Consider the following 26,246-nt stretch of genomic DNA (forward strand, 5'->3'; position numbering starts at 1 on the left):
CCTCCAACTGACCTCTAACTATTTTATAAAATTGACACTTTTATAATAGTCAGTCCTTTGCTAAAGTAAAAATCATCAAAATATTCATCATAGTGAGGAAGATAAAGATGCAAAATATACAAAGATCATCTTATACAAGACCACGCACGAAAACATTTGATTTAGTCATTACAGCCATTTTAGCGGCACTTGTTTTCGTTGCTACCATGTTTATTAATCTTAAGCTACCATTTGGTCAAGGTGGACTAATTCACTTAGGGACATCGATGCTGTTCATCTCAGCCATTTTATTTGGACCAAAAAAAGGAGCACTTGCAGGAGCCATCGGAATGGGCTTATTCGATATCGTAGGGGGCTGGTTAATTTGGGCACCCACTACTATTATTTCACGCGCATTACAGGGCTTTATCGTTGGTAAAATTGCCTGGTCAAAAGGATATAAAGGCGACCATATTGGTTTAAACATTTTAGGGGCTGTAGTATCCATGCCCGTAATGATTGCCGTCTATTACATTGGGCAAGCGATTATGTTCAATAGCTGGATTGCACCGTTAGCATCCATTCCTGGTGATGTTATTCAAAACATTGTTGGCCTAATTATCGCTATCCCCGTATGTGTCGTACTGAAAAAAACACCCTATTTCAAAAGGAATTTTTAATAAAAACACGCCATCTTGCTCCTTTATTTTGCAGCACGAATGGCGTGTTTTCTTTGCTTATAAATAGAAAAACAGGTAATTTTCAGGATAATGTGAAATTCGTCTCGATCATTTTCATACTATATGGTGGAGGTGGTAAAAATGCCAAGAGTAAAATACCGTGATGCAGACGTTGCTTTAATGGCAAGGATGATGCGAGCTGAGGCTGAAGGTGAAGGACAGCAAGGTATGCTGTACGTGGGCAATGTGATTGTCAATCGAGCTGTCGCATCTTGCTTGGACTTCAATGATGTGAGAACTATCGAGCAAGTCATTTATCAAGTACAAGGGGGAAACTATTCGTTTGAAGCCGTTCAAAAAGGCAATATGTTTTACCAACGTGCAAGAGAAACGGAAAAAAGATTAGCCAAACAGAACTTAGACTTCTGGCGTCAGCACCCAGCCAAATACGCCCTTTGGTACTTCAACCCATATGCCCCATGTCCCCCAACATGGTACGGCCAACCATTTACAGGTCAATTTAAAAACCATTGCTTCTATGAACCTGCACCAGATACTTGTGAAAGTGTTTATATGGGGTAAAAATTAAAATTTTATTTTAAGCTTTTTAGAGGGAACTGTCTAAATTTCTGCTGTTCCCTTTTTTGTTCATATCTATTTCAACAGCTTATTAAAAAAACCGCTAGCACTATTCAATACTACCAATAACTAAAAAGGTTTCTTTATTTAGTCCTACGGCATACTATTAAAATCAACATCAACCTAAAATAAAGGCTGAAGAGAGTAGTTATAAAACTACTTCTCTTCAGCCCTTTTCATTATTTACTTTATAACTTTTACATAGCGGCTATACACATAACCCGTTTTCTCTTTATAAGAAATTTTATACCAGCCTTGTTCTTCCCCTAAAATCGTTATTTCAGTATTTTTTGAAATTGTGCCATATACTTTACCTGCATTCGATGGTTTCGAACGAACATTTAAGTGATACGTTGTCACAATGCCTTTAGTTGGTTGTGGTTGATTAACAGAAGGCTTTGATTTATCTGTCTCTGGTTTGCCTGGATTTGTTGGTTTTTCTCCTGGCTTGTCTGTTACTTTATCTCCCTCAGCTTTAGGGTGATTAATAGCTTTTACTAGCTTTTGATAAAATTCACCTGTTGTTTTTACTCCAGAAAATTGGCTTTCTTTGACGTTGGCCTTTGCTGCTAGCTCTGCTATTTCTTCTTTTGTTATGGCATCTTTGACATTAATAGATGCAATATTTGTATATTTTCCATCTTCCGTAGTAGGAATAGCTAAAATGTCTTTGTTGATTAATTCCACAACAGCAGCACGAGTTGGTGATTTTGTATCGACACCAACTATTTTCCAGTTATTTTGGATTACTGGCTCATAAACACCGTTCATCTCTTCTTTCAGGTATCGAATTGCAAGATTACGAATTGTCCCACCTGTTTCCCCATAAGCACTTTCATCTTTAGAGGACCAAGTCATATTAAACTTACGCCCTTCTAACGCTTGACCTTTTGACACAAGAAAATCCATTCTATAAGCGTTCATACCAAGCTTTAATTGATCTTCCATTTTAATTGGTGTTCCATCTAATTTACGAAGATTTTTGATTCTGTTGCCTGGCTGCTCCGTTAAATCGATGTCATATTTTACATGACCAAAATAGTCATTTGTACTATATTTCGATGAACGTCTTGTTTTATCAAAACTAATCGTTACATCTCCATCTCGTGTACTATTAAAATAGCCAACAGCCCATTCCATATAATCTTTTAAATCTTTTCCTGTTACTTCATAAACAGATACTTCTCCGCCAGCAAATTGATAATTATAGGCAATATCCTTTTTCTTGATAGGACCTATATCCAAAGAAGCTTTGTCATTATCAATCTGATGCGCTACTACATCAGCCTTACTATAATGTAGCATTACCTCATGGAAGAAGTCTGATAAAGGCGTTTCTTGGATGTGTACTGTAGGAATTCCCTTAATTTCATTTTTCGGGACAAGATTTGTTCCTTTCAGTTGTGCCACTTCGATATTAGCATCTTCACGTGCAAACTCATGGTAAGGCTTCAATATTTCTTCTAGTTCTTTATCAGATTCAATAAATGTGCCATCTTCGTTCTTTACCGGAATAGCCGAAGCATCTTTTTCTTTTAACACCAATTGTTCGCCTTGGCGAGTAAATGTTAAATCAATTCGTGAAATATGTGTTCCATATTTATTAGGCTCTGTTATAAAAACGCCATTCACTTCTTCTTTATTAATCAAGACATGATTATGACCTGCAAAAATAGCTGTTAGCTCTGGAATGGCATTAGCCATCTCCTTTACGCCAGTCCCTGGAATACCATTTTCATTTTCGAGACCCATATGCATGAGGCCAATCATGACATCTACTTTACCCTCTAATTCTTTGACCGCTTTTTTAGTCTCTTCAATTGGATTTTTGACCACTAATCCATCAAGATGATCCGTGCCTTTTTCATACTCTGTAATCAATGGTGTTACCATCCCGATAACGCCGATTTTTACCCCTTCACGCTCAATAATTGTATACGCAGGTAAATAACGCTCTCCATTTTCTTTATAAACATTACCCGCAAGTCTTGTACCATTAAATTGGCTAGAAACTTTATCAAGGATGTCTAAACCGAAATTGAACTCATGATTACCATATGTCCAAGCCTCATAGCCCATTTCATTAGCAGCAACCATCATTGGTGATTGTGGCTGATCATTGAAAAGTTCTGCCGAGTTATCCTGTATTAAATCTCCATTTTCCAACAAGATTGTATTCGGATTATCGTTACGAATCTTTTTGATAATTGTATATAATTGCGTTAAACTTCCTGTGAGATTTGGGCCATCCACCGCATAATCCCAAGGCATAGAACGGCCATGAATATCTGATGTAGCGAGGAGTGTAATATGAATATCTTTATCTTCCTCTTGTGCATTTACAGGAGTTTGCGTAACAAAAATCCCTGTGGCTAGTATCAATGCCACCATACTTAGTATAGATATAACTTTTCTAAATCGACTCATTTCCTATTTTCTCCCTTTAATTCTGAATTTTAAGATTCCTACCCAGTTTAGCATTTATGGTGATCACCATCCAGGTAAAATTAATCATAAAAGTAATAATAATGAATATTTTTAACAAATTTCAGCGTGATTAAGGGGAAAAAAGCTATAGTAAAAGGATATTTAACAAGCGCTTAATGCTCGCTTCAATACCCCTAATTTAGTAATTAAAATTGATATGACATTACCTTCGACTAGAGGTTTCGCCAAGTCATTGTAGGTCGGCTTTCATGCGCTGTTCCTTCAATAACAGTACTCCAATCAAGCCAATGGCGGAAAATACAACCGGGATGATAAATCCATAGTAGTACCCATCTCCTAAATAACCTGAAGTCGATTGAAAATAATCCAACACATAGCCAAAAATAATTGGTAGTAATGCAGCGCTTAAAAAGCCTCCTGTATTCGCAAAACCAGAAACGATACCAGACTCAGTGATAGGAAAAGTTTGACGAACAGCCGCGAACGTTAAGGCACTTGCTCCATACCCAAAGCCGATGATGAAGAATAGTACGATGAGCCAGAAAATGGACGGTTGCCCTTTATACAAAAGAAAGGAAAACCAACTCAATAAAACAGCGATATGAACAACAATATATGGTCTTTTAATCGTTTCTAACCAACCTGCCAGCCAACTCGTTAAAGGAGCCCCGATAAGTGCTCCAATAAGACCAACCATAATTAGCTGACTCGCCTCTGACCGTGTCATCTCATACATATTGATTCCATAGGGCACAGCCCATGAACTGATAAAGCCAACATATCCCCCAACAACCCCGAAATGGCAAAAAAATAATGCCCAAGCTTGTCGATTTAAAAATATTCTTCGCAATAAAACAGACGTTTTTTCTCGTTGTACTACCTCAGCTTCAACTATCGCTTTTGCTGAAAAGATACGTTTCGTATTTTTAACAAGTACAAAATAAAGAAGAACACCACATACACATAATAAGAGTCCTGTTGAAAAAAATGAAATTCTCCAACCAAATAGAAAAATCAAAGTAGCAAAGGGCACCGTCGCCAATAAGAAACCTAGACTCCCTGTCATACCAGCAAAGCCTATTAAACGCACAAATTCCTTCTTCTGAAACCATTGTGCCAAAATAAGCACCATATTCACCCAAATAGTTGCATCGCCTACACCCGTAAGTATTCTAGAAAAAAATAGGATAAATTCATGTGTACCTAGACTATATAGAATCGTGCCTAGCCCTGTAAGGATGGCACCTATTATAAGAAAAAAGTTCGGCCCAAAGCGATCAGCTAAAACCCCCATCGGAATTTGTAAACTCGTATACACAAAAAACTGGATACTCGTCAATAGCCCAATCGTCGATGCCGTCACCCCAAAATCCCTCATCAATTGGTCTGTAATTAACCCCGGAGCAGTTCGTTGACTGGCCATTAACAAATACGTAAACAATACAGCAACAAACACAACCCATCTATACCTGTGATGTTGTTTGTTCAATAATCACTACTCCTATTAGTTTTTACTTTATGTATATGAATTGGCCGATGGGGGAAAGACCTGTAATTCTCTTCTACTATAAAAACAACACAATGTGTTCAAAATACTTTTTAATGTTTGGATTTCACCCCTCCAAATTTAGTATCCAAATCTGCTTTAATGGAATCTCAGTACGAATTTCTATTGGTAGTTTCTCATAGTTATTAAAAATTTCTTTGATAACATCATTGGCATCCCACAAACGTAATTTAAAAAATTGCTTTGGAATTTCTCTATGAACTGAGCTTTTAAATCCACTCCAAGAAACTAACAAACCGTAGTCTGCACCGACATTGCTCATTGTACCAATTAATTGATCCATTGCTGGTCGATCAACTGGTGCATCATGTGATTTGACTTGTACACATATTTTAGTGCCACCAAATCCAAGCTCCCCAGATGATGCTAGTAAATCAACACCTCTATCAGCCCCCTCAGCACTTCTATATATGGTGTAACCTTTTGCTTTTAAAATGGCCCCAATCAACTTTTCCATATGGCTGCCTTTAAATTTTTGCAAAATGTACTCTGAAATTTGATCTAACATTGTTTCCTCTATATTGTGTAATGAAAGGTCATCTCCGCCATCTACATCCGTTGTAGTTATGTCTAATGACACACGTTTATTTGATTGCCAATTATTTTTCCAAAGCTGCTTAATTCTTTCTTCTGCATTATTTTTTTGAATTTTGCATACAGTCATAAATGCACCCATTGAATATAAAATATCCTGATCAAAAACATCTCTAGGAATATCCATTGCAAACCAATTTACTGCGCGGTAATGATAATATGGATTTCCTAGACTCTCGTCATATATGTAATCCCCTATGATTTCACCAAAATGAATCGTACGACTCCGTTTACTAGGTAACACAACCCAGTCACCTTTTTGCATTTTTGCAACAATTGGATAAATTTGTGATGCCCAGTTCACTGCTGTTTTTTCTTTTGGTAATTCATAATGCATTACTAAAAACTCTTTTAAATCACTTTGATTTTTAAAGCTGTTTAAATCTACATCCAAATCATTCCAAGTTAAATATACTCTTTTATCGATTAAAAATTTATCTTCAAATTCTCCAGCTGAACCAGCTCGAAAAAGCCAAATACTCATAGGCTTTACCTCCTATTATTCTTCTTTCATATATCATAAATTAGTAATCCTATTTTTTGAAGCATTTACTAAATATATATTTTACTTCTTCCATTTTGCTTAATAAATCAAATATATTAATGAAGTAAATAAAGACACTCTAGTGTAATTTACTCCCAATATAAAATTTAAAACTTATTTTTTAAACACTACTTTTTTGCTTTTTATTTAAGTGAAAAAACCGTCCATATGGGCGGTTTTAGATCACTTAGCCGTATGCATAAAGAGAAAGCCAATCAGCGATTTTTTGAATGTCTCACTTAGTTGACTCGTCTCATTTTAAGACGAGTTCACCATTCATCTGACCTCTTTCATAAATTCTCTTAAGCCTTCAACAATTTCTTTTGCCTTAGTACGATATAAATAATGATCCCCGTCAAATGTCACCACTTGCCCATAGACAGAATCTCTTATTTGCTTATGATGTTCGGGTACCCACCTGTCAGTGACTGGATGATCTGCTTGGATAAAGAAAATAACAGGAAGATTTTTGGGGAATGACAAACTTCCAGCTGCTTTAAAATTTTCATACATCATTTCAGCTTCATTTAACTGAGTGGAATTATACATGTTCTTATGCTTAAGCATTCTCAATTGTTCCTTTGTTTTTTCATCATACGTTAGGTCGGCGTATGGGTCATCACCTAGCTTCACCTGCAATCGAGCTAAACCCGATTGTTTAAGAAATTTTATAGTTCTAATGATAGATGAACCAATCTTTTTCTCGCTGATTGATGGAACACTGCTATCAAGCCCAACAAATGCACTCACTTCATTTGGATATGTATTCACATAATCCAGTCCATAAAGACCCGAAATAGAGTGACCCATTAAAATATACTGTTCAATATGAAGCTGCTGTAATGCTTCATGCACTTCACTAACTATATTTTCGGTACTCCGTTCCTTCTCAGTTGAATCACTTAATCCATAACCAAAGGGTTCCACAACAACAACTTTGTAAAATGGAGACAGTTCATCTACTAATGGCTGAAAATCAAGTCCCGGTGCCGCCGTTCCATAACCAGGTAAAAGCACGACCGTTTCCTCGCCCTCCCCCTGAATGAAAACATTCATATATTTCCCATCTACTGTTACAGACTGACCATACGATTCTATTTTTCCTTGCTCCATTTTGTTGCATACAATATTAACTACGAACACAATCAATAAAAAGAGTACTAGGGCTATCACTAAACCCGCTATCACTTTACCTATAATAGTTATCGTTTTTTTCATTCTATTTGTACGAGACTATAAAACCGCCCGTGCAGACCGCTTTAACTGCTCGTGCCACTCCTCCCTTTCATCATCAACTTCCTATCCGGCCACTTCCGCAAACCGTTTAGGATAGCTTACAAAATGAAGATGTCCTCCCTATGACAACAATATGAACGGAGTATGAACAAATTAAAAATGCTAGGGCGTGTGAAATCAATTAACGAGGAATAGATACTTGAAAAATAAACTCTACGATCAATTGAAAAAACATAGGGAGATTTTAATCTTCCTATGTTTTCATTCATATTATTGATCTGCTTGTTCTTGCTTCTTTTTCAAATACTCTGCACGTATTTTCTCAAGTTGCTGCTTTTTATCAAATTGAGCAGGCTTGTGTTTTTCATGATACTTCGCCACAGCCGCCTTACCTTTAGTATCCAATTGATATTTCCCCATTTTGGTTCACCTACTTTTCCTGTCTTAAAGAAAATCTATTCAACAAATATAATATACCTTATTTTGATGATGTATACATTTTTACTTTATTGGTGTACCGCCTAACCATGCATATATCACCTTCGTTTTCTGTAGCAACTGTATCCCCGTCTACAGCCTATTTTCCTTCAAAATAAAACTAACCAGTGAGAACCATCTATATAGTATCGAACGCTTAACAATACTCTAGTATGAATTAGAAAACGGCATTTCAACAGTTTATTAATATGTTATGTAAACAGATGAGATTACAAAATCTTAGATATTATGAAAGATGTTTGTTAAAAAATCACATCATTTTCACACTAAAAATGTCAACTTATAAAAGATTGATGAATGAATAGACGTTTGCAGGACAATTAGCCTCATATAAAAAATAATTTCGATACCATTGAATTATGAAGATTACTGTCGAAATATACCTATATATAGTTGTGGGAGGAAGCAAATGATGAAGAAAAATTTACGGTTACGAAGCATCTCAGGGAAGTTAATGCTACTAATCACAATTATTATACTTGTAACAGTTGTGATTATCGGCTCAACAAGCTATTTGGTTGCCAAAGATCAGCTCTTAGAATCAGGTCAACGAGAACTCCAAAGCATTGTCAAAGGGGCCTATACTTCAATAGAATTGATTAATGAAGAAGTGGAAAATGGCAAAATAACACTAGAAGAAGGAAAAGAACAAGCCAGAATTATTCTAAATGGACCCGTCAATGAGATGGGAGAGTACGATTATCAAAAATCCAATTTTACCTACAAAGAAAATGGCTATATATTAGCTTTTGACGAGGATTTAGTGTTACAACTCCATCCTTCTAAAATAGGTGGAGCTCCTGCCGATGACCTTAACAGAAGTAATCGTGAAAAAATCATTGCAGGCGGCAAGTCCAAAAATGAATCAGATCGCTTTGTCATTTATTCTGATAAACAACCAGATGGTTCCTTTAAAGATAAAACAGCCTATACAGAATATTTTGAGCCTTGGGGTTGGACTATTGGAATTGCTGTCTTTCAAGATGAATTTTATGAAGGGTTAAACATTTTACAATATATTATTTTTGGTGCAACAGTCATACTTATTATTTTAAGCTCACTGGTGTTTTATTTAGGTATTCGGAAGAAATTAAATACTTTAAAAGAAGTAGCTGAGGCCGCAACAAAAATTGCTGATGGTCATATAATGGTTACCCATCTACCTGAATCAAATGACGAAATTGGACAACTTGCTACTGCTTTTAATAAAATGTCACAGCAATTACGCACGCTCGTCGAAAAGACTAAAAATACAAGTGAACATTTATTGGATTCAGCGACTAACTTATCAGCCGTTTCAGAAGAAACATCTGCTAGTAGTGACGAAGTTGGTAGAGCAATTACTGAAATTGCTACTGGTACACAGGAACAAGCCAATGATTTGGACAACATAAACCAAACAGTAGAGCTATTATCAAGTTCTATAGAAACCACGGAAAAACAAAGTAAAGTTATGTACGACATTACAAAACATGCAGAAAAAATATCATCCGAGGGAATTGAAATAGTACAACAATTACAACAGTCCAATACTATTTCACTAGCAGCCTCACAAGAAGTCAGTGATGAAATTAAAAAATTAAATGATCAAATAAATCAAATCACACAGGTGATGGAAACCATTGAAACAATCGCAGAGCAAACCAATTTACTAGCTTTAAATGCGAGTATTGAAGCTGCAAGAGCAGGTGAGTATGGTAGAGGATTCTCAGTGGTTGCCGATGAAATAAGAAAACTAGCAGAACAATCGAAAATGGCCACCCACCAAGTACAAGGAGTGGTTTCATCCATTGTTTCAGAAACGACTAAAACAGTTGAAACTGTAGAAGGAACAATGGAGACTGCTAAAAAGTTAAATGATGATGTAGTCCTAACACAAAGTAAATTCAATCAGATGTCTGATTCTGTTAAACAAATTGTAGAATCCATATTAGCCGTTAATAAAGAAATGGACGTGATGACCTCCTATAATAAGTTGATGAGTGAAGGAATCGAAAGTGCGTCCAGCGTATCAGAACAGACGGCCGCTTCCGTACAGGAAATTGCTTCTTCCATCGATGAGCACATTAAAGCAATTACGGATGTTGCTCATGCTGCTGAAAAACTAACGGAATTAAATCGTGAATTAAATACTTTAATGGAGCGATATACTATATAAAAGCTAGTTTTATGAATAGATCTAAAACGACAACAAAAGATAACCGGTTTAAATACTTTACAATTACTGAAGGTATTCCAAAGTGATTGGAGCTTTTGATGAAACATACACTAGATTGTTAAACAAAAGCATCGAATCAAATGATTCGATGCTTTTATTTTTTGGTAGGTTGACACGTCAATTTCTAAAAATGATATCCATATTCTTTTGGTGTTGTTTAACAATGTGGCTCTCTTGTTGAAAAACAACTTTATTATTAATAATACACATTTTTATTGAATTACCTAAGAAGTGAATAAGTGCTCATGAAATCAATAATTTTGTATGATGGAGACGGCGGGGCTGTGCCCTGTCGTCGTGGAACGCTGTTGTATCAAGGGTTTATAGCCATCCGAACTATTTTGACCATGGTTTTGACCTTAAACGTGAATTTACGGGGACAAATCTAAATACTACTATTTTACTTCCTTGTATTATAATAATAAAAATAAATACAAAGGATTGATAAGCATGATACATAAACGATTACTCTACTATAAAATTATAAATATGCTAAACGAAGAATACTACCCATATTATCTAAATAAGTCAGATTCCCTTACTTTACCACCTTTTAAATCAATCGTTCCCGACATAATTAATTCTTGTATAGAAATTGATGCCAATGTAATTGATGTACAGAGATTAAAGAAAAACTTTTATAGGCAGGAGCTAAAAGAACGCTGGGTAAGCAATGAGTTAAAGAATACACGTGATATAAAAGATAGCTTCTATTATGAAATAAATCACAAAGCAAAAGCTATTTTTAATTTACCGCGCATTAATTCAAATATACTTGTCGACTTATATAGCGCGGAAGATTACCGAACATTATTAACAACAGAAACCGACAAATTATATACCTGGCAAAATGATATTAATTCGCTATTCATTCGCTACCCGTTCATAAATTCATTATCTTCTCAAGATTATATAGATGCAATTAAAAACGATATAGAGTTTTTAAGCTTAAACTATATAGCTTCGAACAAAACTCTTCACTTGATACCTGACGACGTTATCGACCATTTTGATCAGGGGAATTTCAATGAAATAATCGAATTTTTCCATACCGATGCCCGTTTAGTTAATTACGAAGAAAAAATCCATTTGGAAAGTTTCACTTATAACGAAGACATATTTGATTTAAATCTATTTTTAGAATTCTTCGATGAAACTGATAGAAAAATTATTAAATACCTACTTCATAGTCAATGCGGGCGCGACAGCTTAACACATACTATTTCCCTGAAATCTATTATGCGCCATTTAGATAAAGCACCTGATAAAATGAATTACTTGAATTTAATAAAAAGATTAGTAAACCTAAAGAATTTTTATACTAAAAATACAACGCCCAAATATAAATATGCTTCGCCATTTGGGATATTCTATTGCCTTAAGTTTAATTTAGTAGTAAATAAAGAGCCTGTTATTGAATCAACCGCTGTAACTTATGTAATGAATCCAGATTTGGTTAAAGTATATTAGGATTAATAAATGGAATATTTTAAAGGCACTTGTCTATAATATAGCATCAAAATTTAAAGGTGTTGCAAACGTGAATAAAGACAAGTTTCTTAAACTTAATAATAAGGACCGCGTTACTTTCGTTAATGATTTATTAAAAAATAAAGCATTTGATTTGCAACAAGTTGCCGATCACATCGGCATCAATTACTCAACATTCACAAAAGTAATGCAAGAGGATGATTTCGTTTATATTAAGCGCGAGAACCAATACTACAAATTCGTACGTGATGAAAATGCGATTTCATCCGCTGAAAACTTCGAGAACGAACTTACAGCTTTTCTTAACGAAAATTTAGATACGCTTAAATCAATGATTGATAAACATAAGCGTAATGATGACTTCACAATTGATAAAAAGATATTTGCTTCAAAACTCTCAACAAAGACATTTCGTATGCCAGAAGAGTTATACCAGCAGTTTGTCCGCACTTGCGAAAAGGAATTCCCACATTTAAAAATTCAAGATATTATCGCGCAACTACTATCGGACTTTACTGATAAATACAAATAACCGCTGTTATTCCTTTTGGAGTAACGGCGGTTATTTCCATTGTTAAATATAACTAATTAACCAATCTGGATTTTCTACAACTTCACATTGTACTTCCTCCATACTTTTAGGGTTCGAACTTAGCTTATATACTTTTATTTGTGATGAATCAAAGTGGTTTACAATCACTGAAATTATTAAATTTTTATACGCTTTTGGGACATAATTATTTAAACCTTTCAAAGCCCTAAAATCTGTGCTACTTGGGCGTAAATCATCTGAAAGGTGGGTATGCCAATCGCCTATAAAATATATTTTTTTGTCAGAGATTTCATTCAAACTATTGGCGAACTTAGTAGTATGAACATTATCAATTACAATTGAGTATCGTTCCATTTTCGCACATTTACCTGGATCAGATGCATGAGTTACTAATAATTCTTCACCATATTGACATCCAACGATACAACCGCCAACCTCTGTAAAATCGCCATATCTTCTAATCACATCCCGAATATTTTTCAAAGAATTCTCTGTAAAATAAACCTTTTTAATAGCCATTGCAAGCTTCACAATCCCTTGACCTCGGATTTCCTAAATAGTCTATATTATAGTGACGGTTTCCTTTTGAATCTCTTTCGCTCCATCTTATATATTGAGTATCTTTTGTATCAATATTTAATAAAGTATCTATGCTTGCTTGAACAATCAGTCCACTTGCAATATTAACGCTCGAAATCCCCCCTATAAAAGTTGGTTGATCACATCCAGGTGCAAATTGAATTTCGGATAATGGTGCACTTGGTGGAATTTCAGTTCCATAATTTATATTCCAACATCCCCAACAACCTGTATCGCCAGGAATAATTCTTACTACTTCACAACTCCAAGCTCCATTAGTAACAGAACCTATGATTAGAGGAATATTTTCACTTAAACAATACCTATTTAAATAATGAGATACTTTATGAGAACCAGTAGTTTCTATAATTAGATCTGAGCGATTAAGTAATTGATTTAGTTTAGTTAACTGTTCGGAACTTCTATGCCCTCCAATTCCTATATACTCAACATTGACGTACGTAGATGGCATTAATGCTAATATTCTTTCCTTAACAACATCTACTTTGGGATAACTAAACATATGTTGTTCCCCCTGATGCCGAATTGAATTGGCTGGTTCGAAAATATCATAATCAATCAAATTAATTTTTCTTATACCTTCTTGTGCAATTGATGTTGCAACAAGTGAACCTAATGAGCCCAAACCAACCAAAGTAACTTCCTTATGAGCTAAATCCTTGCCGTACGGAGTTCTTATCAAAGAATCATCATCATTTATTATATAACATCTAACCCATTCCGCTTTATTATCTATTATTTTCAAAGCAACCCAGCTAATCCGTTTGTTACCTACAAATCCCCAATCGTCTTCAAAAACAAAAAATATAAAATACTTTTTCTTATTTTTTATTTGAATGCGCATATTCGTTAACCACTCAAATATTTTCTCAGTTGTAAATGGAGGATGTTCTGTAACCTTAAAAATTTGCGCGTTAAAAGTAGGCTTCTTATTGAACCATTCATCATAATTTTTTTCTCTTGAAACTTTTTTTTCATCTATCCATACGTCAGCAAGTATTCCTCGATGCTTGTCATACCTAACAGTACAATTGTTTCTATCATTAAAATTATCTAAGACTAAATCTCCAAAAGGTTTTGGTATTAAAATACCACCCATTTTATAGTCATATTGATTAATAAGAGGCTCTGGAACAATATCTTCAACATTTTCTTCAGCATCATAAGTTTCTGGTGAATATCTTAGTATTAGTTCTTCAATTTCTTCAATTAATTCTATTGCAGAATAAGAAGCTTTCCATCGTTCACTTGCAAAACCAAACAAACAGAGGCTTTTAGTAAGCTTATTTTGATGTCTTACCAATATTAAATCTTCACTTACTTCACATTTTACAGTAGGTGGAAATGAAGGAAAGCCGTCGGAATAAATAATCTTTATTGGATACTTAGAGTTAACCGAAGAAATACCTTCGCATTCCAGAGTCCCATCTTTAATATAAATCTCATATCCATATGACTGTAATATTCTTTTTTCTTTTAAATATAACTCTCTATTTTTTTCATACCAACGCATATGTTTAACCATGCCTTCTTGGAGGTTGCGCTCCCCAATCTGCCGTATCTCTCTTAGCAATCCCACTTAAGCTAAACTTAGATTCATTAGTTGTGTCTTCTGTAGTGTCATCGTTATATACTTTTTTCCATGCAGATAGTTCTGTTTCATCTCCGCTTTCAATACCATCTAAATACGCTAAACAACTTTTTGCCTTTAATTTCATTCGTTTTTTATTAATACTCTTTATTGAATCTGAAACATTATTACTTGAATTCGCAGGATCAATTAGCTCAACAGTTTCAATATTTTCTTCAATGTATTCTAAAACTTTTTTAGTTTTATCTTTTAAACTTGTTCCTTCAAAACCATCTAAAGCTTTTATTACTAATAACTCCAAAGCAAAAGATTTAAATTTCAGGTCGTTTCTATATTTCCAGATTTTCATGAGCCTAATTATTTTTCGACAACCACTTTCCTTAATATGATTCTTGTGTGTTTCAAGATTAGTCTTTAGGGATGTTCCTGTATCTCTTCTATAAAGCTTTACATCATTATTTGAAGTATCTTCATCTAACCGCCTACCAGGAACTACATCGACATTTTCATCCTCTAATCCAATTGAAACATTTTGCTTTCTTGGATTGTCATACTCACCTTCAAGAAACTCATATACTGAATCATACATTTTTTCTAACGTATCAAATGCATCCTTTTTAAAGTGCACCGCAATATCAATGTCTTTACTTGAACTAATGGCAGTTTTCTTAGAAATAGAACCCGAATACTTAATCTTTACAATTTTAGAACCAAAGTGGCTTTCTAACTTTTCTTTAACTTCATCTCTTTTAGTCTTAATTTCTTCTTTTTCATCATCACTTAACTTATAGTCCTCTAATAATTGATTTAAATACTCATTAGCAGTCATCTTCATCTTTCCTTTCATATGAAATTATATTTGAGAGAGAAATAATACTTGTTGTTAAGGTTGCTGGCATATTAGCAAAAGTAGAATATGGATATTGGTTGGCTAACTCCAAATTCATTCCTGCAAGAAATGCACGGCCAGTATAAATAATTATCGGAATCTTTGAATCCTTCTCAATTAACAATTCCAGATAGACTCCAAGAGTTGGTCGCTCATTTTCATAGCTCTCTTCATAGAGGTAAATAAGCATATCCATTTTATTTTCTTCTACAAATTGCTGGAACTCTTCAATAAATTGCATTGAGTGAATTTCTACTTTATTTACAATAGCTTTAGAGCGTGTTTGTAATTCCTTACCTAATGAATCTTTCTGATTATCGTTACTAATTAATAGAATGTTACTATTTTTCAATTTATACTGAGTATCAAGCAAACGAGTCAGTTCATTTAATTTTTCTTCATACTCTGTTATTTTCGGATCAATTAATGAGCCTATTTTCTGTTCAGCACTTGATTTTATTCCTGCTAAGGAAGCTTCAATTTCTCGATTCGCATTTTTTCTTACTTCATCCCTTGACTGTCCAAACATCCAATAAATAACTACAATTGCCCCCGTTACTAAAACGCCTAAAGCAACAAAAAAGAGATTTACTAAATTAAAAAAGCTCTCTCTGTCCTTATCTGCAAATTCAATATACTTATCATATTGGGCTTCTAAAAATTCTATTGTTTCATCTTTACTTTTAGATTCTGCACTATTTTTTTCATCCTCATTAATAACTTTTTCTAACTCGGTAACATTCTCATTTACATTATGAATCTCATTCAAAAGCATTTTTTCTTTTGTATGAATTGACTTCCCAATCCAAATTAAAAAGAACAAGTTGATGACTAAAATGACGATTAACAAATACTTACCAATTGTATTTGCCCTATCAGAAAAAACTTTTCCTTCTTCTATTTTGTTTTCATTTGACAATCTTTCCGTCACCTCAAATCCAATTTTCATATAATAAAGACATTACTATTAAAATTAGTGTTTCATATCATAAAAAAAGACAGCTCTAATAAACTTAGAAACTGTCTTTCGTACTTATTCTGGATGTCTGTTCATGATGTTATAGTTCGCGCACAATTTCTTCATCTAATATCTTTTTACGCTTTTCCCAATCTGGCATGAGCGTATATAACATATTGTAAAAGCTTTCACTGTGGTTGTTATACTTAAAGTGTATTAATTCGTGCAGTATTACATAGTCAATGCAGTATTTCGGCGCCTTGATAAGTTCCGTATTAATTAAAATCGTATTGTTGTCAATTTGTGCTGATCCCCAGCGCGCTTTCATGACACGGATTTCGAGTTCAGGTTTTTCAACACCGTATTTCCCCATTAATGCGGACATCTTATTTAACGATTCACCGAAAATCTTAAATGCCTTTTCCTTGTACCACGCATCCATTAACTTTTCTTTCTTTGAAAAGTTCCCTGGGTTCTGCGTTTTCAAATATATAAAACCTCTAAAATACTTGACCGCTTCGTCTGCCGATTGTTCGACGCGCAGGCGGTATTGCTTCCCTAAATATTTGAATGACTCACCACTTACATATTCTCGTTCGCTTTGTTTATGTGGAAGTACGTCTTCAAATTGTTTTACGTTTTTCAAAATCCAGGAGCCTTTGCTTTTCACAAAGTCATATATAAAACTTAATGGTACTTTCTCATTAGCTGATATTTGAATGCTCATATCAGGCTTAATGTTTAAATTGACGTTTTTGACGTCTTTTCTCTCAATCCAAAAATCAATGGGCTGACTGCCATAATGAATTTGGTGCTTTTCCATATTGCTCACTACCTTAATAACGCTTGATGGCTACTGTTTTTACTTGTTCAATCACTTTGTCAATCGTGTCGAAGTCTAGTGTTACATTATTTTCATTTGAGAAATCAAACAATAAATCATCAATGTCTTGCGCAATACGATTGTGAATTTGCGGGTTGTTATGCCAATCTACTTTTTGATGTTGCTTAATAATCGCATCCATCTTAATTGCTAAATTAGCAAAATCTTCGTCGCCATACGATACTTGCTCGTCCTTCATTGTTAGAAGGTCTTTCGTAACACCGTAAAAGGCTTGTGCATGGCCGTTATCTTTAATGATTGATGGATAATCTTCTTTCGGCTCTCCTTGGCGGAATTCTTTTAGCAATTCATTCATCGAATTTAAGTAATCCGCTTCTGAAATGCGCTTTTCCTTATATTCGTCAATTACTTGCTGAATGCGCTCAGAGAACTTCTTATAATACGCTGGGTTTTCATCCCACTTCGTGCTGACGCTTTTCGTTAAACGTGTACGAATTGCATCAGCTTTTGCGCGTTTTGAGCCAAGACGTTCAAGCTCTTCCTCAAATCCTTTTTCGTTCAAAATGTCGACTGGGTTCGTAATACGAATAATATCTTCTGCTGAAATATATTGGTCCATCAGCTTTTGCATTTTCGATTCGTATTCCTTATGGTCAATCGAATCTGAGTATCGTAATTTAACGCTTTTGCGAAGCTCTTGAAAGAATTTTAAGTCTTTCTTATATTTGTTCAATTCATCTTCCTGTAAAGCATTATAAATACGCTCTGATTCTAAAGCGATAGCAAGGTTACGTCCGAATTTACTTAACGTGTCATAAAAATCGTTACGCAATTCTTCGTCTTCTAATAACACTTCATACTCTTCAACGTCCGACTTATTACGAATCGGCGCAAAGATGTTGTCCCAAAGCTGTGAATGGTACTGACGAAGCTCACCGATAATTGTAATAATATCGTAAATAGCGCCTTGAATATCTTCAGGATCGAAGTTTTCAAGCCCAGCGCCTGAATACATTTGTAATGCTTCATCTAACTTTTCAAGTAAGCCACGGTAGTCGATGATAAGACCGTAATCTTTACCTTCATAAAGTCGGTTTACGCGGGCAATCGCTTGTAATAGCGTATGCTCTTTCATTGGCTTATCAATATAAAGTATCGACGCCCGTGGTGCGTCAAAGCCTGTTAGAAGTTTGTCTACTACAATCAATAAGTCTATGTCATCACCATTAATAAACACGTCTTTGATTGCATCTTCATACGCATCCGCAGTGCCATAACGGTCCATCATTTTCTTCCAGAAGCGCTGAATTAAATCTTGTGATTCTTCATCAATAGAATCATGACCTTCGCGTTGATCTGGTGAAGAAATAACGACTGCGCAATTTAGATCGCCAAACTCTTCAAATGAATTTAAATAACGAATAGCTTCCATCTTACTGTTAGTTGCCAACATCGCCTTAAATTGCGAACCTTGCGTTTTATAGTTGCGATAGAAATGTTCGTTAATATCAAATGCAATCATGCTAATACGTTGGTCTGAAGATGCAATATGTTCAAAGTGCGCCCACTTTTTCATCACTTCTTCTTTTTGTTTGTCATTTAAATGACGTGTAATCATATTTAGACGGTTATCAATTGCCGTCTTATTAACTGTTTGATCGACCATTTTCCCTTCATATAATAAAGGTACGATGGCTTTATCATTAACTGCATCTGCAATCGTATATTTATGAATGAGCTTACCAAACTTAATCATGGTGCTCTTTTCTTTTTTCATTAAAGGCGTACCAGTAAAACCGAGATATGATGCATTTGGGAATACTTTCTTCATTTTGTTATGAAGCTCTCCGTACTGTGTGCGGTGCGATTCATCAACAAGAACGAAAATATCACGTGAATCATTTACTTGTTGCTTTGCAGACGCTGTATTAAATTTATTCACTAATGTAGTGACGATGTTGCATTTTCCATCATTCAACAATTCAATTAAATGATTACCCGAATTTGCACGGCTTGCTTTTAGGCGCGTATGATTAAACGTCTTATGAATTTGTTTGTCCAGCTCTACACGGTCTGTTACAACGACTACTTTTGGGTTGCAATCTGATAACTCTGTTAAAATATATCGCGCCAGCATGACCATCGTTAACGATTTACCAGAACCTTGTGTGTGCCAAATGACACCTGATTGACGATTACCATTTTCATCACGCTGTTCTACTGTATTTAAGATTTCTTTAATTGCAAAATACTGCTGATAACGAGTAACCTTCTTTACATCTTTATCGAATAGTGTAAAGAATGCGGTTAGCTCCAATAGACGCGTTGGATGGAACATTGAAATAATGTTTTTATCTTGCGTTGTTGGTAAACGGTCTGTCACTGCCCTTTGTAATAACTGCTCTAACCAATCTTTCTCTTCTTCTTTCCATACAGACCAGAACTTTTTCGGTGTACCACAAGTTGCGTACTGCGTTTCATTTTTATTTGTCGCCATGACAATTTGAATGAATTTAAACAATTGTGGGATATAATCATTTTTTTGATTGCGAATCATCTGACTAATGCCTTGGGTCATTGAAATGGATGATTTTTTACATTCAAGAACCGAAAAAGGAATCCCATTCACGAAAAGTACTATATCGGGGCGTGCAAGGTTGCCGTTCGCGCGCTCAACAGAAAATTCTTCAACTACATGAAAGACATTGTTTTCGATATTATCCCAGTCTATAAACTGTATTGTAAAAGATTTCTTTGAGCCGTCTGGAAGAAATTCAGTATAGCTTCTCCCTAACATAATTGTTTCATAAATAGCTTCATTTGCCTTTACAAGCCCGTTCGTTAAAGGCTCATCTAAATCACGGATAGCTTGTTGAATGTTGTTTTCTGTAAATGAATACGCTACACCTTTAGATTCATAACGATTTATTTTTCGTAGTTGATCTTCCAACACATCTCGAAGTAATACGTTATGAAGATTCCCGCGCATTCGTTCTGCTTGCTCAGTTGGAATATAGTTGTACCCCAACTTTTTCAACACTTCAAGCGCAGGTTGTTGACTAATATTAATTTCATCATAAAGTTGCTCAGTGGACATGTCGCCACCTCCAATCTATAAATGAAGGAAAAGGAGCAAAGGTATTATACCTTCACTCGGATTTTTCCTGTTAGAAGTTGTTGCATGAGTCCTGCTTTTTGTTGCCTAACAATTTTAAGTTCTTGGGAAAGAAGTTTTATTTCCTCATCTATATTTGCCAGCAACTCTGCTATATCTATTTGTTCTTTTAAAGAAGGTTTATAAAACCACATTTCCTTTAAGAATTTGAAATGCCTATTATATCCTGTATTTGGAATGTATTTGTTTAATAAGCAATAGTAATAAAACTTAATATTAAATCCATCATTAGTATTTAAAACTTGTGTACCATCAGCACCAACTATAAAATCAAAATCAATAAATTTTCTTTCTCGCGTATGATCACCAAATATTATTACACCTGAATCAACTTGGAAAACTTTTAATTCATCATTAGAATAAGCTACAATTTTTTCTTTACCTTGGTCTACTACAGGAAATTTACCACTTTTTAAATATTCATTAGTTTTAATTTGATTTTTTTTAATAGGTATTCGAATAAAAACTTCTTCGAAATCGACCTTTTCCCACTTTTCATCATAACCAGGAAGCCTATTTTCACCCGTTAGCAATTTTTGCATTAGCCCTTTTTTTTGCTCTTTTTTCTGCTCGATTAATTTTTCTTTTAGTTCAATGGCTTTGTCCCAAGTTATTAAAATAGAGGCTATTTTTCTTTGCTCCTCAATATCTGTAGGCAAGAGAATATTAATTTCTTCAAATTCTTTCTGCCCTAAAGTTTTATTTCTCCCTGCCCCTCCTGGAGAAGCCAAATTTAATAAATACTTTCCCCGTGAAGATTTAAATAAATAAGTGATGAAGTCTAAATCCAAAATCTCTTTCTTGGGTTTATACATTGGAAATCTATGTGATGCTATATACCCCTTATCTTTTCTTGTAGTCCGTGCCACTGCCATTTCCCACGCAAAAACAATATTGACAATAAAACAATCAGGTTCTATCCAAAAAACTGCCTTATTTCCTAATTCTTCACCCGTCACTGGTTCCTTGTAGAAAATCCCCTTTCCATGAGATCTAATTCCTATTTGAGTATAGTTTTCATCCTTAATTACCTCAACAGGATTTCTAACCCTATCTAAAATATCCTTTACTTTTACATTACTCCATCCTTCAAGAGTTTTTCTTTTACTCATATAATCCGCCCTCGTTAATTATTTAGGAACCATTTGGAAAAACCGAATAGTTCACAGATAAAACCCTTAGCTATCAAGAATAAATTGACAACTCATAGTCCTAATTCTTTCAAATACTTCTCCATCTCCGCTTCAACTACTTTTAACTCCTCTTTGATGTTCACAATGTTTTGCTTCACTGCTTCCATATCAACAGGTTCTTCTTCTTCGAATGTATCAACATAACGTGGAATGTTTAAGTTGAAATCATTATCTTTAATTTCATCAAAAGTCGCTATACTTGAATATTTATCAATTGTTTCACGGTTGTTATAGACATTCATAATTTTTTGTAAGTCTTCTTCGCGTAGCTTATTTTGATTTTTGCCTTTTTCATAGTTGTCCTCCCCAGATGCATCAATAAATAACACATCTTTGTGGGAGCGGTTCTTCTTGAATACAAGTATACATGCTGGAATATCTGTACCGTAGAAAAGTCCTTTTGGTAATCCAATAACCGTATCAAGTAAATTCATCTCTATAATTTGCTGACGAATTTTACCTTCGCTTGCGCCACGGAATAAAACACCATGCGGTAAAATCGTTGCCATTGTACCGTTTTCAGCTAATGAGTAAAGCATGTGCTGTACAAAAGCATAGTCACCTTTTGATGTTGGTGGTACGCCCCACTCGAAACGGCGGTGTGGATCTAAGCTTGCTTCCATTTTAAATTTACTATCTGAATTACTTTCACCTGCAAAACCCATCGCCCATTTATCTAATGAGAAAGGTGGATTTGCAACGATTTTTTGGAACTTCATTAGCTTTCCCTCTTCTAAATGTAATGGATTTGCTAACGTATCGCCCCACTCGATATTAGCGTCATCGATGCCGTGTAAATACATGTTCATCAATGATAGCGCATGCGTAGCACCATTACGCTCCTGACCATAAATCGCTACTTTATTGTTTGGTACTTGTTTCGCAACACGGATTAATAATGAGCCTGATCCACATGTAGGGTCATAAATACGGTCATTTTCTTGTGGCTTAACTAAACGAGCTAACAGTTCTGAAGCCATTGTAGGCGTATAAAATTCTCCGCCTTTTTTCCCTGCATCAGAAGCAAATTGCTCAATCATATATTGATAGGCATTACCAATAATATCCTCATCCCCAATAACTGATGGCTTTAAGTTTAACTTATTGATGTCTTCTAATAATGTACGTAACATGGCGTTACGTTCTTTTGCTTTCCCTAAAATTGCTTCGCTGTTGAAATCGATGTTACGGAATACGCCACGAAGCTTACCAGTGTTTTCATTTTCAATACGCTCTAACACTTTGTTAATAATTTCACCAATTTCAGCATCATTACGTTTGCTGTACAGATAATCAAATGTTGACTCATCATCTAATACAAAACGTTCACGAGTTAATGCACGCTGAATACGTTGTTCATCGCCGTTATAACGCTCTGTGTATTCTTCTAAGTGCTCCTTATACGAATCGCTTAAATATTTAATGAACATCATTGTTAAAATGTAGTCCTTATAAATACTTGAGTCGATTTTTCCGCGGAATGTATCCGCGGCCTGCCATAATATACTATTGATTTGATCTTGAGAAACTTTCTCTACCATGTGATTTCCTCCTAATTACATTCCTTGAAGCACTTTGTTTGTCTGCGCTTGGAATAGCTTTTCTTTTTCTTCGATTAATTTGTTCAGCAATTGTGTTTCTTGTAAATGAAGCTTATACAATTGAATAATGCTTCGTTGCTTTTCGAGAGGCATTGATTCAATCGGTATCCCACTTAATGTCGCTTTATTTGTACTTGGAATTCGCGTACCTGCCTGCCCTTTTTCTAACTCTTTTTTTGCGGGCGCCGTGTTCAAATACCACGCTACATACTCAGGTAAAATGAAATCCACTTGAACATCGATTACTGCAAATGATGAAGGAATTAATAGTCCTGCTTTTGATTCATCAATATAGACCGCCGAATATGGATAATTCAATCGGAACAGTATATCCCCTTCCTTTGTGAAATAATGCTGACTTAGCACCTCGTTACTTTCAAATTGCTCAAACGATTCTTCTAAAGAATCAATGCTTTTAACTGTAAACATGCGGTACGTTGCTTTTACTTCATTTGAGGTCGTTGCTTTTTTACGCGTAATTACCATTCCTGCGCGAATATCCGCTATATCTCCTAACTGCAAAAAATCACCTCAGTTTCGTTAAATCGGATATTTAACATTCAAGTTAAATACATCATATAACAAAAAGGTAAAGTTTGCAAATAAATTGTGCGTAAATTTTTTAGACTATTTGATTCAGTTACAAAGCTAACATTATTAATGTGTAACAGCGCGGATAATCTAATCGAATCACGATTATAATCGCAAACATAATTCGAATTGAAATAGAATCACAAATAGCATTCAAAGTAAGTTGTGTAAAATTACGATTATACTCACGCATCTACTTTAAATAGAACAGCAAATAGAATTTATTCGAATTTCGCATATACGTCGTTTAATGGATTCTCAAATTGTTTAGGAGCTTTAGGGTAATTTTTTGGTATGCACACTGGATTTATGCCCAGATTTTGAAGCAAGCGCATCGCCTTTTTATACTTGTGTGGCGACACATGTTTTTTAGGGGTACTTAAACTATGAGAAGTTGTTTTTAGAAGGAATTCCTTTAGAAGATTTTTATCGGAAGCGCTAAGCGAAGAGTCGCAAATAATTCGCTCAGCCTCGGAGTATTTGTAATAATCCCCTTGAGGATAAATTGGGATTAAATACTTTTGAAGATAATCATTAAACTGCTCATCTTTGAAATAATTTGATAAATGCATCGAGGTAGGATTAGGACAGCGCGTACTCGCTTTATAGTATAGATGTTGATACATTAATCTCACTTCGAATCGTACAACATCTTTTTCGTACACTTGAGTTTCGCATTCCTTTGCTTCTCTTTCTGCCTCTTTATCATATGCAGTTGTAACAATAGAACCTGAACTATGGTAGATTGTCGTTATATACTTTTCAAACTCTCCTGAAGCGTTCCTCTTCCCCTTATATTTTTGCTGAAAACGATAGCGGTCAACATGTTTTGTAATTAAATGAAAATACAGCTCACGCAACTGTTTGTTTGGTAGAATGACATCGTAGCGATAATCAGTTCTCACTAAAGTATGGTCTTCATAAGGTGCGTGACCTATTAGCATCATAAGCAATTCCATAATACGTTGCTTGACTTTAGGATAATCTGATTCCTGTATATCCGATTTCCTTAAAAGAAGTATTACATCTACGACTAATGAAAGATAGATTTTGCCTGGGTGGCGCACTACTTTGACTGTAAAAGCATTATTAAAATATTCACCATAATGCATTTGAATATAATCATTTACTTGTTTATAGTTACCGCCGACAGTTTCTTCTAAAGTATTTAAGTCCTCCTCTGTGATGTGAATATTCATTTGAAACGTATGAAGCATTCAAATTACCCCTTTCATGATAGAAGCTGTACATTTGAGGTGCGGGATAAGTCTAACCATTGGTATGATTAGGTTTCTTTACATTTTTTTATCCCGACTCAACTATTATTATTTCTTTTTTAGGCTGAAAATTTCGTATCAAAAATGATTATACAAAGCAAAATGATTTTGAAAAGCCTTTATCATGTTTGATCCCGTTTTATGTAATAAAAAAGACCGAGAACAATTACGTCCTCAGCCCAACAGCGTGCCTTCCTTTGAAAGCATATATTAAACTCCCTACCTCACAAAGTTCGTGCCACATTGTTTGTTCATTCCAGTCAAATTTCGCAATTCGTTCGATTAAATGAATTACCTGCCTTGTTTCCTCTTCAGTTAAAATCTTGTCCGCAACGCGCAACGGTGACTTGAACATTAACGAATAAAGATCTACTACTTCATCTTCTTGCTCAACTAACCCTTCCGCCAGCGTCAATACATCTACCTTTAACGCACGCGCGAGTTCTACTAAAATTGGGAACGATGGGGACTGCTTTTCGTTGCGCTCTAATCGCGAAATATAACTCGGACTTACGCCAGTCATATCACCTAATCGTTGCAACGATAATCCTCGCGCCTTTCTTAGTCGCTTTAACTTGTCCGCAAATGCTTCATCAAATACCTTTACCTGTTTCATCTCATTACCTCCTAAACTATACCGATACGGTAATCCTTTTTTATGAGTTTATATATTTTAGAAAGTAATAAAGCATTTATAACTGTATACGCTATATTTTTTTATTTGGTGATATAATTGAGATTAATCGCGGTGTATAGCTTCGGCTTGCACTTAAGGGAGCTGGATGCGTCTGGCTCTCTTTTAATTCCAAAAAAATTCATTAAGATTTGTTGACATGGAAAATAATTTGTTGTATTTAAAAATTGAATATAGGCAATTTCACATATGTTTTTTATTTAGTTTTTGATATTTTTAGCTGGTTTATTTAAATTTACATGTATTTATTTAGAGTGCTTTTTAGCGATTAGTGGGTATTTTGCGCCCATTTATAGGCTAAGTGCGCCCTCTAAGTATGAATGTATCTTTAAATAAGCCAGTTTTTATTTTGCTTAAAATTCCAATTCCTCCTGCGACAAACCCAT

At 34.8% G+C, this 26,246-nt stretch carries 21 protein-coding genes; 5 read left to right on the forward strand and 16 right to left on the reverse strand.

Features of this window, described 5'->3' with window-relative positions; genetic code table 11:
• Nucleotides 1-107: 107 nt before the first annotated feature.
• Together B3D94_RS03395 and B3D94_RS03400 are read left to right on the forward strand one after the other, a co-directional pair.
• Nucleotides 108-659, forward strand: coding sequence for an ECF transporter S component (locus tag B3D94_RS03395; protein ID WP_069482526.1), 552 nt, complete (start codon nucleotides 108-110; stop codon nucleotides 657-659).
• A 141-nt stretch (nucleotides 660-800) separates the two neighbouring features.
• Nucleotides 801-1,241, forward strand: a complete 441-nt coding sequence (locus B3D94_RS03400) for a cell wall hydrolase (RefSeq protein WP_025116607.1) — start codon at nucleotides 801-803, stop codon at nucleotides 1,239-1,241.
• 240 nt (nucleotides 1,242-1,481) lie between these two features.
• Here B3D94_RS03400 and B3D94_RS03405 read toward each other — a convergent pair whose 3' ends face one another.
• From B3D94_RS03405 to B3D94_RS03425, 5 genes are all read right to left on the reverse strand, one after another.
• A complete protein-coding gene (locus B3D94_RS03405; protein WP_414673973.1) occupies nucleotides 1,482-3,569 on the reverse strand; it encodes a 5'-nucleotidase C-terminal domain-containing protein in 2,088 nt (695 codons plus the stop codon).
• A gap of 406 nt (nucleotides 3,570-3,975) precedes the next feature.
• Nucleotides 3,976-5,235: an MFS transporter gene (locus B3D94_RS03410; RefSeq protein WP_291754685.1), complete on the reverse strand. Its 1,260-nt coding sequence runs from the start codon at nucleotides 5,233-5,235 to the stop codon at nucleotides 3,976-3,978.
• Between the two features lie 124 nt (nucleotides 5,236-5,359).
• Nucleotides 5,360-6,391, reverse strand: coding sequence for a restriction endonuclease (locus B3D94_RS03415; protein ID WP_291754688.1), 1,032 nt, complete (start codon nucleotides 6,389-6,391; stop codon nucleotides 5,360-5,362).
• Nucleotides 6,392-6,727: 336 nt separating this feature from the next.
• Entirely contained in the window at nucleotides 6,728-7,669 is a 942-nt protein-coding gene (locus B3D94_RS03420) for an alpha/beta fold hydrolase (protein WP_291754691.1), read from the reverse strand.
• Nucleotides 7,670-7,957: 288 nt separating this feature from the next.
• Nucleotides 7,958-8,107 (reverse strand): hypothetical protein, encoded by a 150-nt coding sequence (locus B3D94_RS03425; protein WP_025116598.1) that lies wholly within the window; start codon nucleotides 8,105-8,107, stop codon nucleotides 7,958-7,960.
• A gap of 487 nt (nucleotides 8,108-8,594) precedes the next feature.
• Here B3D94_RS03425 and B3D94_RS03430 point away from each other — a divergent pair, with 487 nt between their 5' ends.
• The 3 genes from B3D94_RS03430 (at nucleotide 8,595) to B3D94_RS03440 (ending at nucleotide 12,426) form a co-directional block, all read left to right on the forward strand.
• The gene (locus B3D94_RS03430) at nucleotides 8,595-10,343 is read left to right on the forward strand and encodes a methyl-accepting chemotaxis protein (protein WP_291754694.1); all 1,749 of its coding nucleotides are present in this window, start codon (nucleotides 8,595-8,597) and stop codon (nucleotides 10,341-10,343) included.
• Between the two features lie 510 nt (nucleotides 10,344-10,853).
• Complete coding sequence (locus tag B3D94_RS03435; RefSeq protein ID WP_221681217.1) at nucleotides 10,854-11,873, forward strand: hypothetical protein; 1,020 nt, start codon at nucleotides 10,854-10,856, stop codon at nucleotides 11,871-11,873.
• Nucleotides 11,874-11,943: 70 nt separating this feature from the next.
• On the forward strand, nucleotides 11,944-12,426 hold the full coding sequence (locus B3D94_RS03440) for a hypothetical protein (RefSeq protein WP_291754700.1): 483 nt from the start codon (nucleotides 11,944-11,946) through the stop codon (nucleotides 12,424-12,426).
• A 42-nt stretch (nucleotides 12,427-12,468) separates the two neighbouring features.
• On the opposite strand, the gene B3D94_RS03445 is transcribed toward B3D94_RS03440, so the two are convergent.
• The 11 genes from B3D94_RS03445 to B3D94_RS03495 form a co-directional block, all read right to left on the reverse strand.
• Entirely contained in the window at nucleotides 12,469-12,978 is a 510-nt protein-coding gene (locus tag B3D94_RS03445) for a hypothetical protein (RefSeq protein ID WP_291754703.1), read from the reverse strand.
• Nucleotides 12,956-14,560, reverse strand: a complete 1,605-nt coding sequence (locus B3D94_RS03450) for a ThiF family adenylyltransferase (protein ID WP_291754705.1) — start codon at nucleotides 14,558-14,560, stop codon at nucleotides 12,956-12,958. The genes B3D94_RS03445 and B3D94_RS03450 overlap by 23 nt, the downstream gene beginning before the upstream one ends.
• Before the next feature lie 4 nt (nucleotides 14,561-14,564).
• Nucleotides 14,565-15,467, reverse strand: coding sequence for an SMODS domain-containing nucleotidyltransferase (locus B3D94_RS03455; protein ID WP_291754708.1), 903 nt, complete (start codon nucleotides 15,465-15,467; stop codon nucleotides 14,565-14,567).
• Nucleotides 15,457-16,446, reverse strand: a complete 990-nt coding sequence (locus tag B3D94_RS03460; protein ID WP_291754711.1) for a hypothetical protein — start codon at nucleotides 16,444-16,446, stop codon at nucleotides 15,457-15,459. Before B3D94_RS03460 ends, B3D94_RS03455 begins: the two co-directional genes overlap by 11 nt.
• A 139-nt stretch (nucleotides 16,447-16,585) precedes the next feature.
• Nucleotides 16,586-17,308, reverse strand: coding sequence for a M48 family metallopeptidase (locus B3D94_RS03465; RefSeq protein WP_291754713.1), 723 nt, complete (start codon nucleotides 17,306-17,308; stop codon nucleotides 16,586-16,588).
• Nucleotides 17,309-17,321: 13 nt separating this feature from the next.
• Nucleotides 17,322-20,426 (reverse strand): type I restriction endonuclease subunit R, encoded by a 3,105-nt coding sequence (locus B3D94_RS03470; RefSeq protein WP_291754715.1) that lies wholly within the window; start codon nucleotides 20,424-20,426, stop codon nucleotides 17,322-17,324.
• A gap of 44 nt (nucleotides 20,427-20,470) precedes the next feature.
• Entirely contained in the window at nucleotides 20,471-21,616 is a 1,146-nt protein-coding gene (locus tag B3D94_RS03475; protein WP_291754718.1) for a restriction endonuclease subunit S, read from the reverse strand.
• Between the two features lie 92 nt (nucleotides 21,617-21,708).
• Complete coding sequence (locus B3D94_RS03480; protein ID WP_291754720.1) at nucleotides 21,709-23,238, reverse strand: type I restriction-modification system subunit M; 1,530 nt, start codon at nucleotides 23,236-23,238, stop codon at nucleotides 21,709-21,711.
• 15 nt (nucleotides 23,239-23,253) lie between these two features.
• The gene (locus tag B3D94_RS03485; protein WP_291754723.1) at nucleotides 23,254-23,820 is read right to left on the reverse strand and encodes a restriction endonuclease subunit S; all 567 of its coding nucleotides are present in this window, start codon (nucleotides 23,818-23,820) and stop codon (nucleotides 23,254-23,256) included.
• A 290-nt stretch (nucleotides 23,821-24,110) separates the two neighbouring features.
• On the reverse strand, nucleotides 24,111-25,106 hold the full coding sequence (locus B3D94_RS03490) for a hypothetical protein (protein WP_291754726.1): 996 nt from the start codon (nucleotides 25,104-25,106) through the stop codon (nucleotides 24,111-24,113).
• A 226-nt stretch (nucleotides 25,107-25,332) separates the two neighbouring features.
• Complete coding sequence (locus tag B3D94_RS03495; protein ID WP_291754729.1) at nucleotides 25,333-25,782, reverse strand: helix-turn-helix domain-containing protein; 450 nt, start codon at nucleotides 25,780-25,782, stop codon at nucleotides 25,333-25,335.
• Nucleotides 25,783-26,246 lie beyond the last annotated feature (464 nt).

The sequence above is a fragment of the Lysinibacillus sp. UBA5990 genome (assembly GCF_002429815.1).
GTDB classification, from domain to species: Bacteria; Bacillota; Bacilli; order Bacillales_A; family Planococcaceae; genus Lysinibacillus; species Lysinibacillus fusiformis.

What these genes read in the sequence shown, in the direction of transcription:
- B3D94_RS03415 (WP_291754688.1), bottom strand. Translation starts at nt 6,391, where the DNA reads ATGAGTATTTGGCTTTTTCGAGCTGGTTCAGCTGGAGAATTTGAAGAT.
- B3D94_RS03455 (WP_291754708.1), bottom strand. Translation starts at nt 15,467, where the DNA reads ATGACTGCTAATGAGTATTTAAATCAATTATTAGAGGACTATAAGTTA.
- B3D94_RS03475 (WP_291754718.1), bottom strand. Translation starts at nt 21,616, where the DNA reads ATGAGTAAAAGAAAAACTCTTGAAGGATGGAGTAATGTAAAAGTAAAG.
- B3D94_RS03435 (WP_221681217.1), top strand. Translation starts at nt 10,854, where the DNA reads ATGATACATAAACGATTACTCTACTATAAAATTATAAATATGCTAAAC.
- B3D94_RS03395 (WP_069482526.1), top strand. Translation starts at nt 108, where the DNA reads ATGCAAAATATACAAAGATCATCTTATACAAGACCACGCACGAAAACA.
- B3D94_RS03450 (WP_291754705.1), bottom strand. Translation starts at nt 14,560, where the DNA reads ATGCGTTGGTATGAAAAAAATAGAGAGTTATATTTAAAAGAAAAAAGA.
- B3D94_RS03425 (WP_025116598.1), bottom strand. Translation starts at nt 8,107, where the DNA reads ATGGGGAAATATCAATTGGATACTAAAGGTAAGGCGGCTGTGGCGAAG.
- B3D94_RS03420 (WP_291754691.1), bottom strand. Translation starts at nt 7,669, where the DNA reads ATGAAAAAAACGATAACTATTATAGGTAAAGTGATAGCGGGTTTAGTG.
- B3D94_RS03465 (WP_291754713.1), bottom strand. Translation starts at nt 17,308, where the DNA reads ATGGAAAAGCACCAAATTCATTATGGCAGTCAGCCCATTGATTTTTGG.
- B3D94_RS03470 (WP_291754715.1), bottom strand. Translation starts at nt 20,426, where the DNA reads ATGTCCACTGAGCAACTTTATGATGAAATTAATATTAGTCAACAACCT.
- B3D94_RS03490 (WP_291754726.1), bottom strand. Translation starts at nt 25,106, where the DNA reads ATGCTTCATACGTTTCAAATGAATATTCACATCACAGAGGAGGACTTA.
- B3D94_RS03480 (WP_291754720.1), bottom strand. Translation starts at nt 23,238, where the DNA reads ATGGTAGAGAAAGTTTCTCAAGATCAAATCAATAGTATATTATGGCAG.
- B3D94_RS03430 (WP_291754694.1), top strand. Translation starts at nt 8,595, where the DNA reads ATGATGAAGAAAAATTTACGGTTACGAAGCATCTCAGGGAAGTTAATG.
- B3D94_RS03400 (WP_025116607.1), top strand. Translation starts at nt 801, where the DNA reads ATGCCAAGAGTAAAATACCGTGATGCAGACGTTGCTTTAATGGCAAGG.
- B3D94_RS03495 (WP_291754729.1), bottom strand. Translation starts at nt 25,782, where the DNA reads ATGAAACAGGTAAAGGTATTTGATGAAGCATTTGCGGACAAGTTAAAG.
- B3D94_RS03405 (WP_414673973.1), bottom strand. Translation starts at nt 3,569, where the DNA reads ATGCCTTGGGATTATGCGGTGGATGGCCCAAATCTCACAGGAAGTTTA.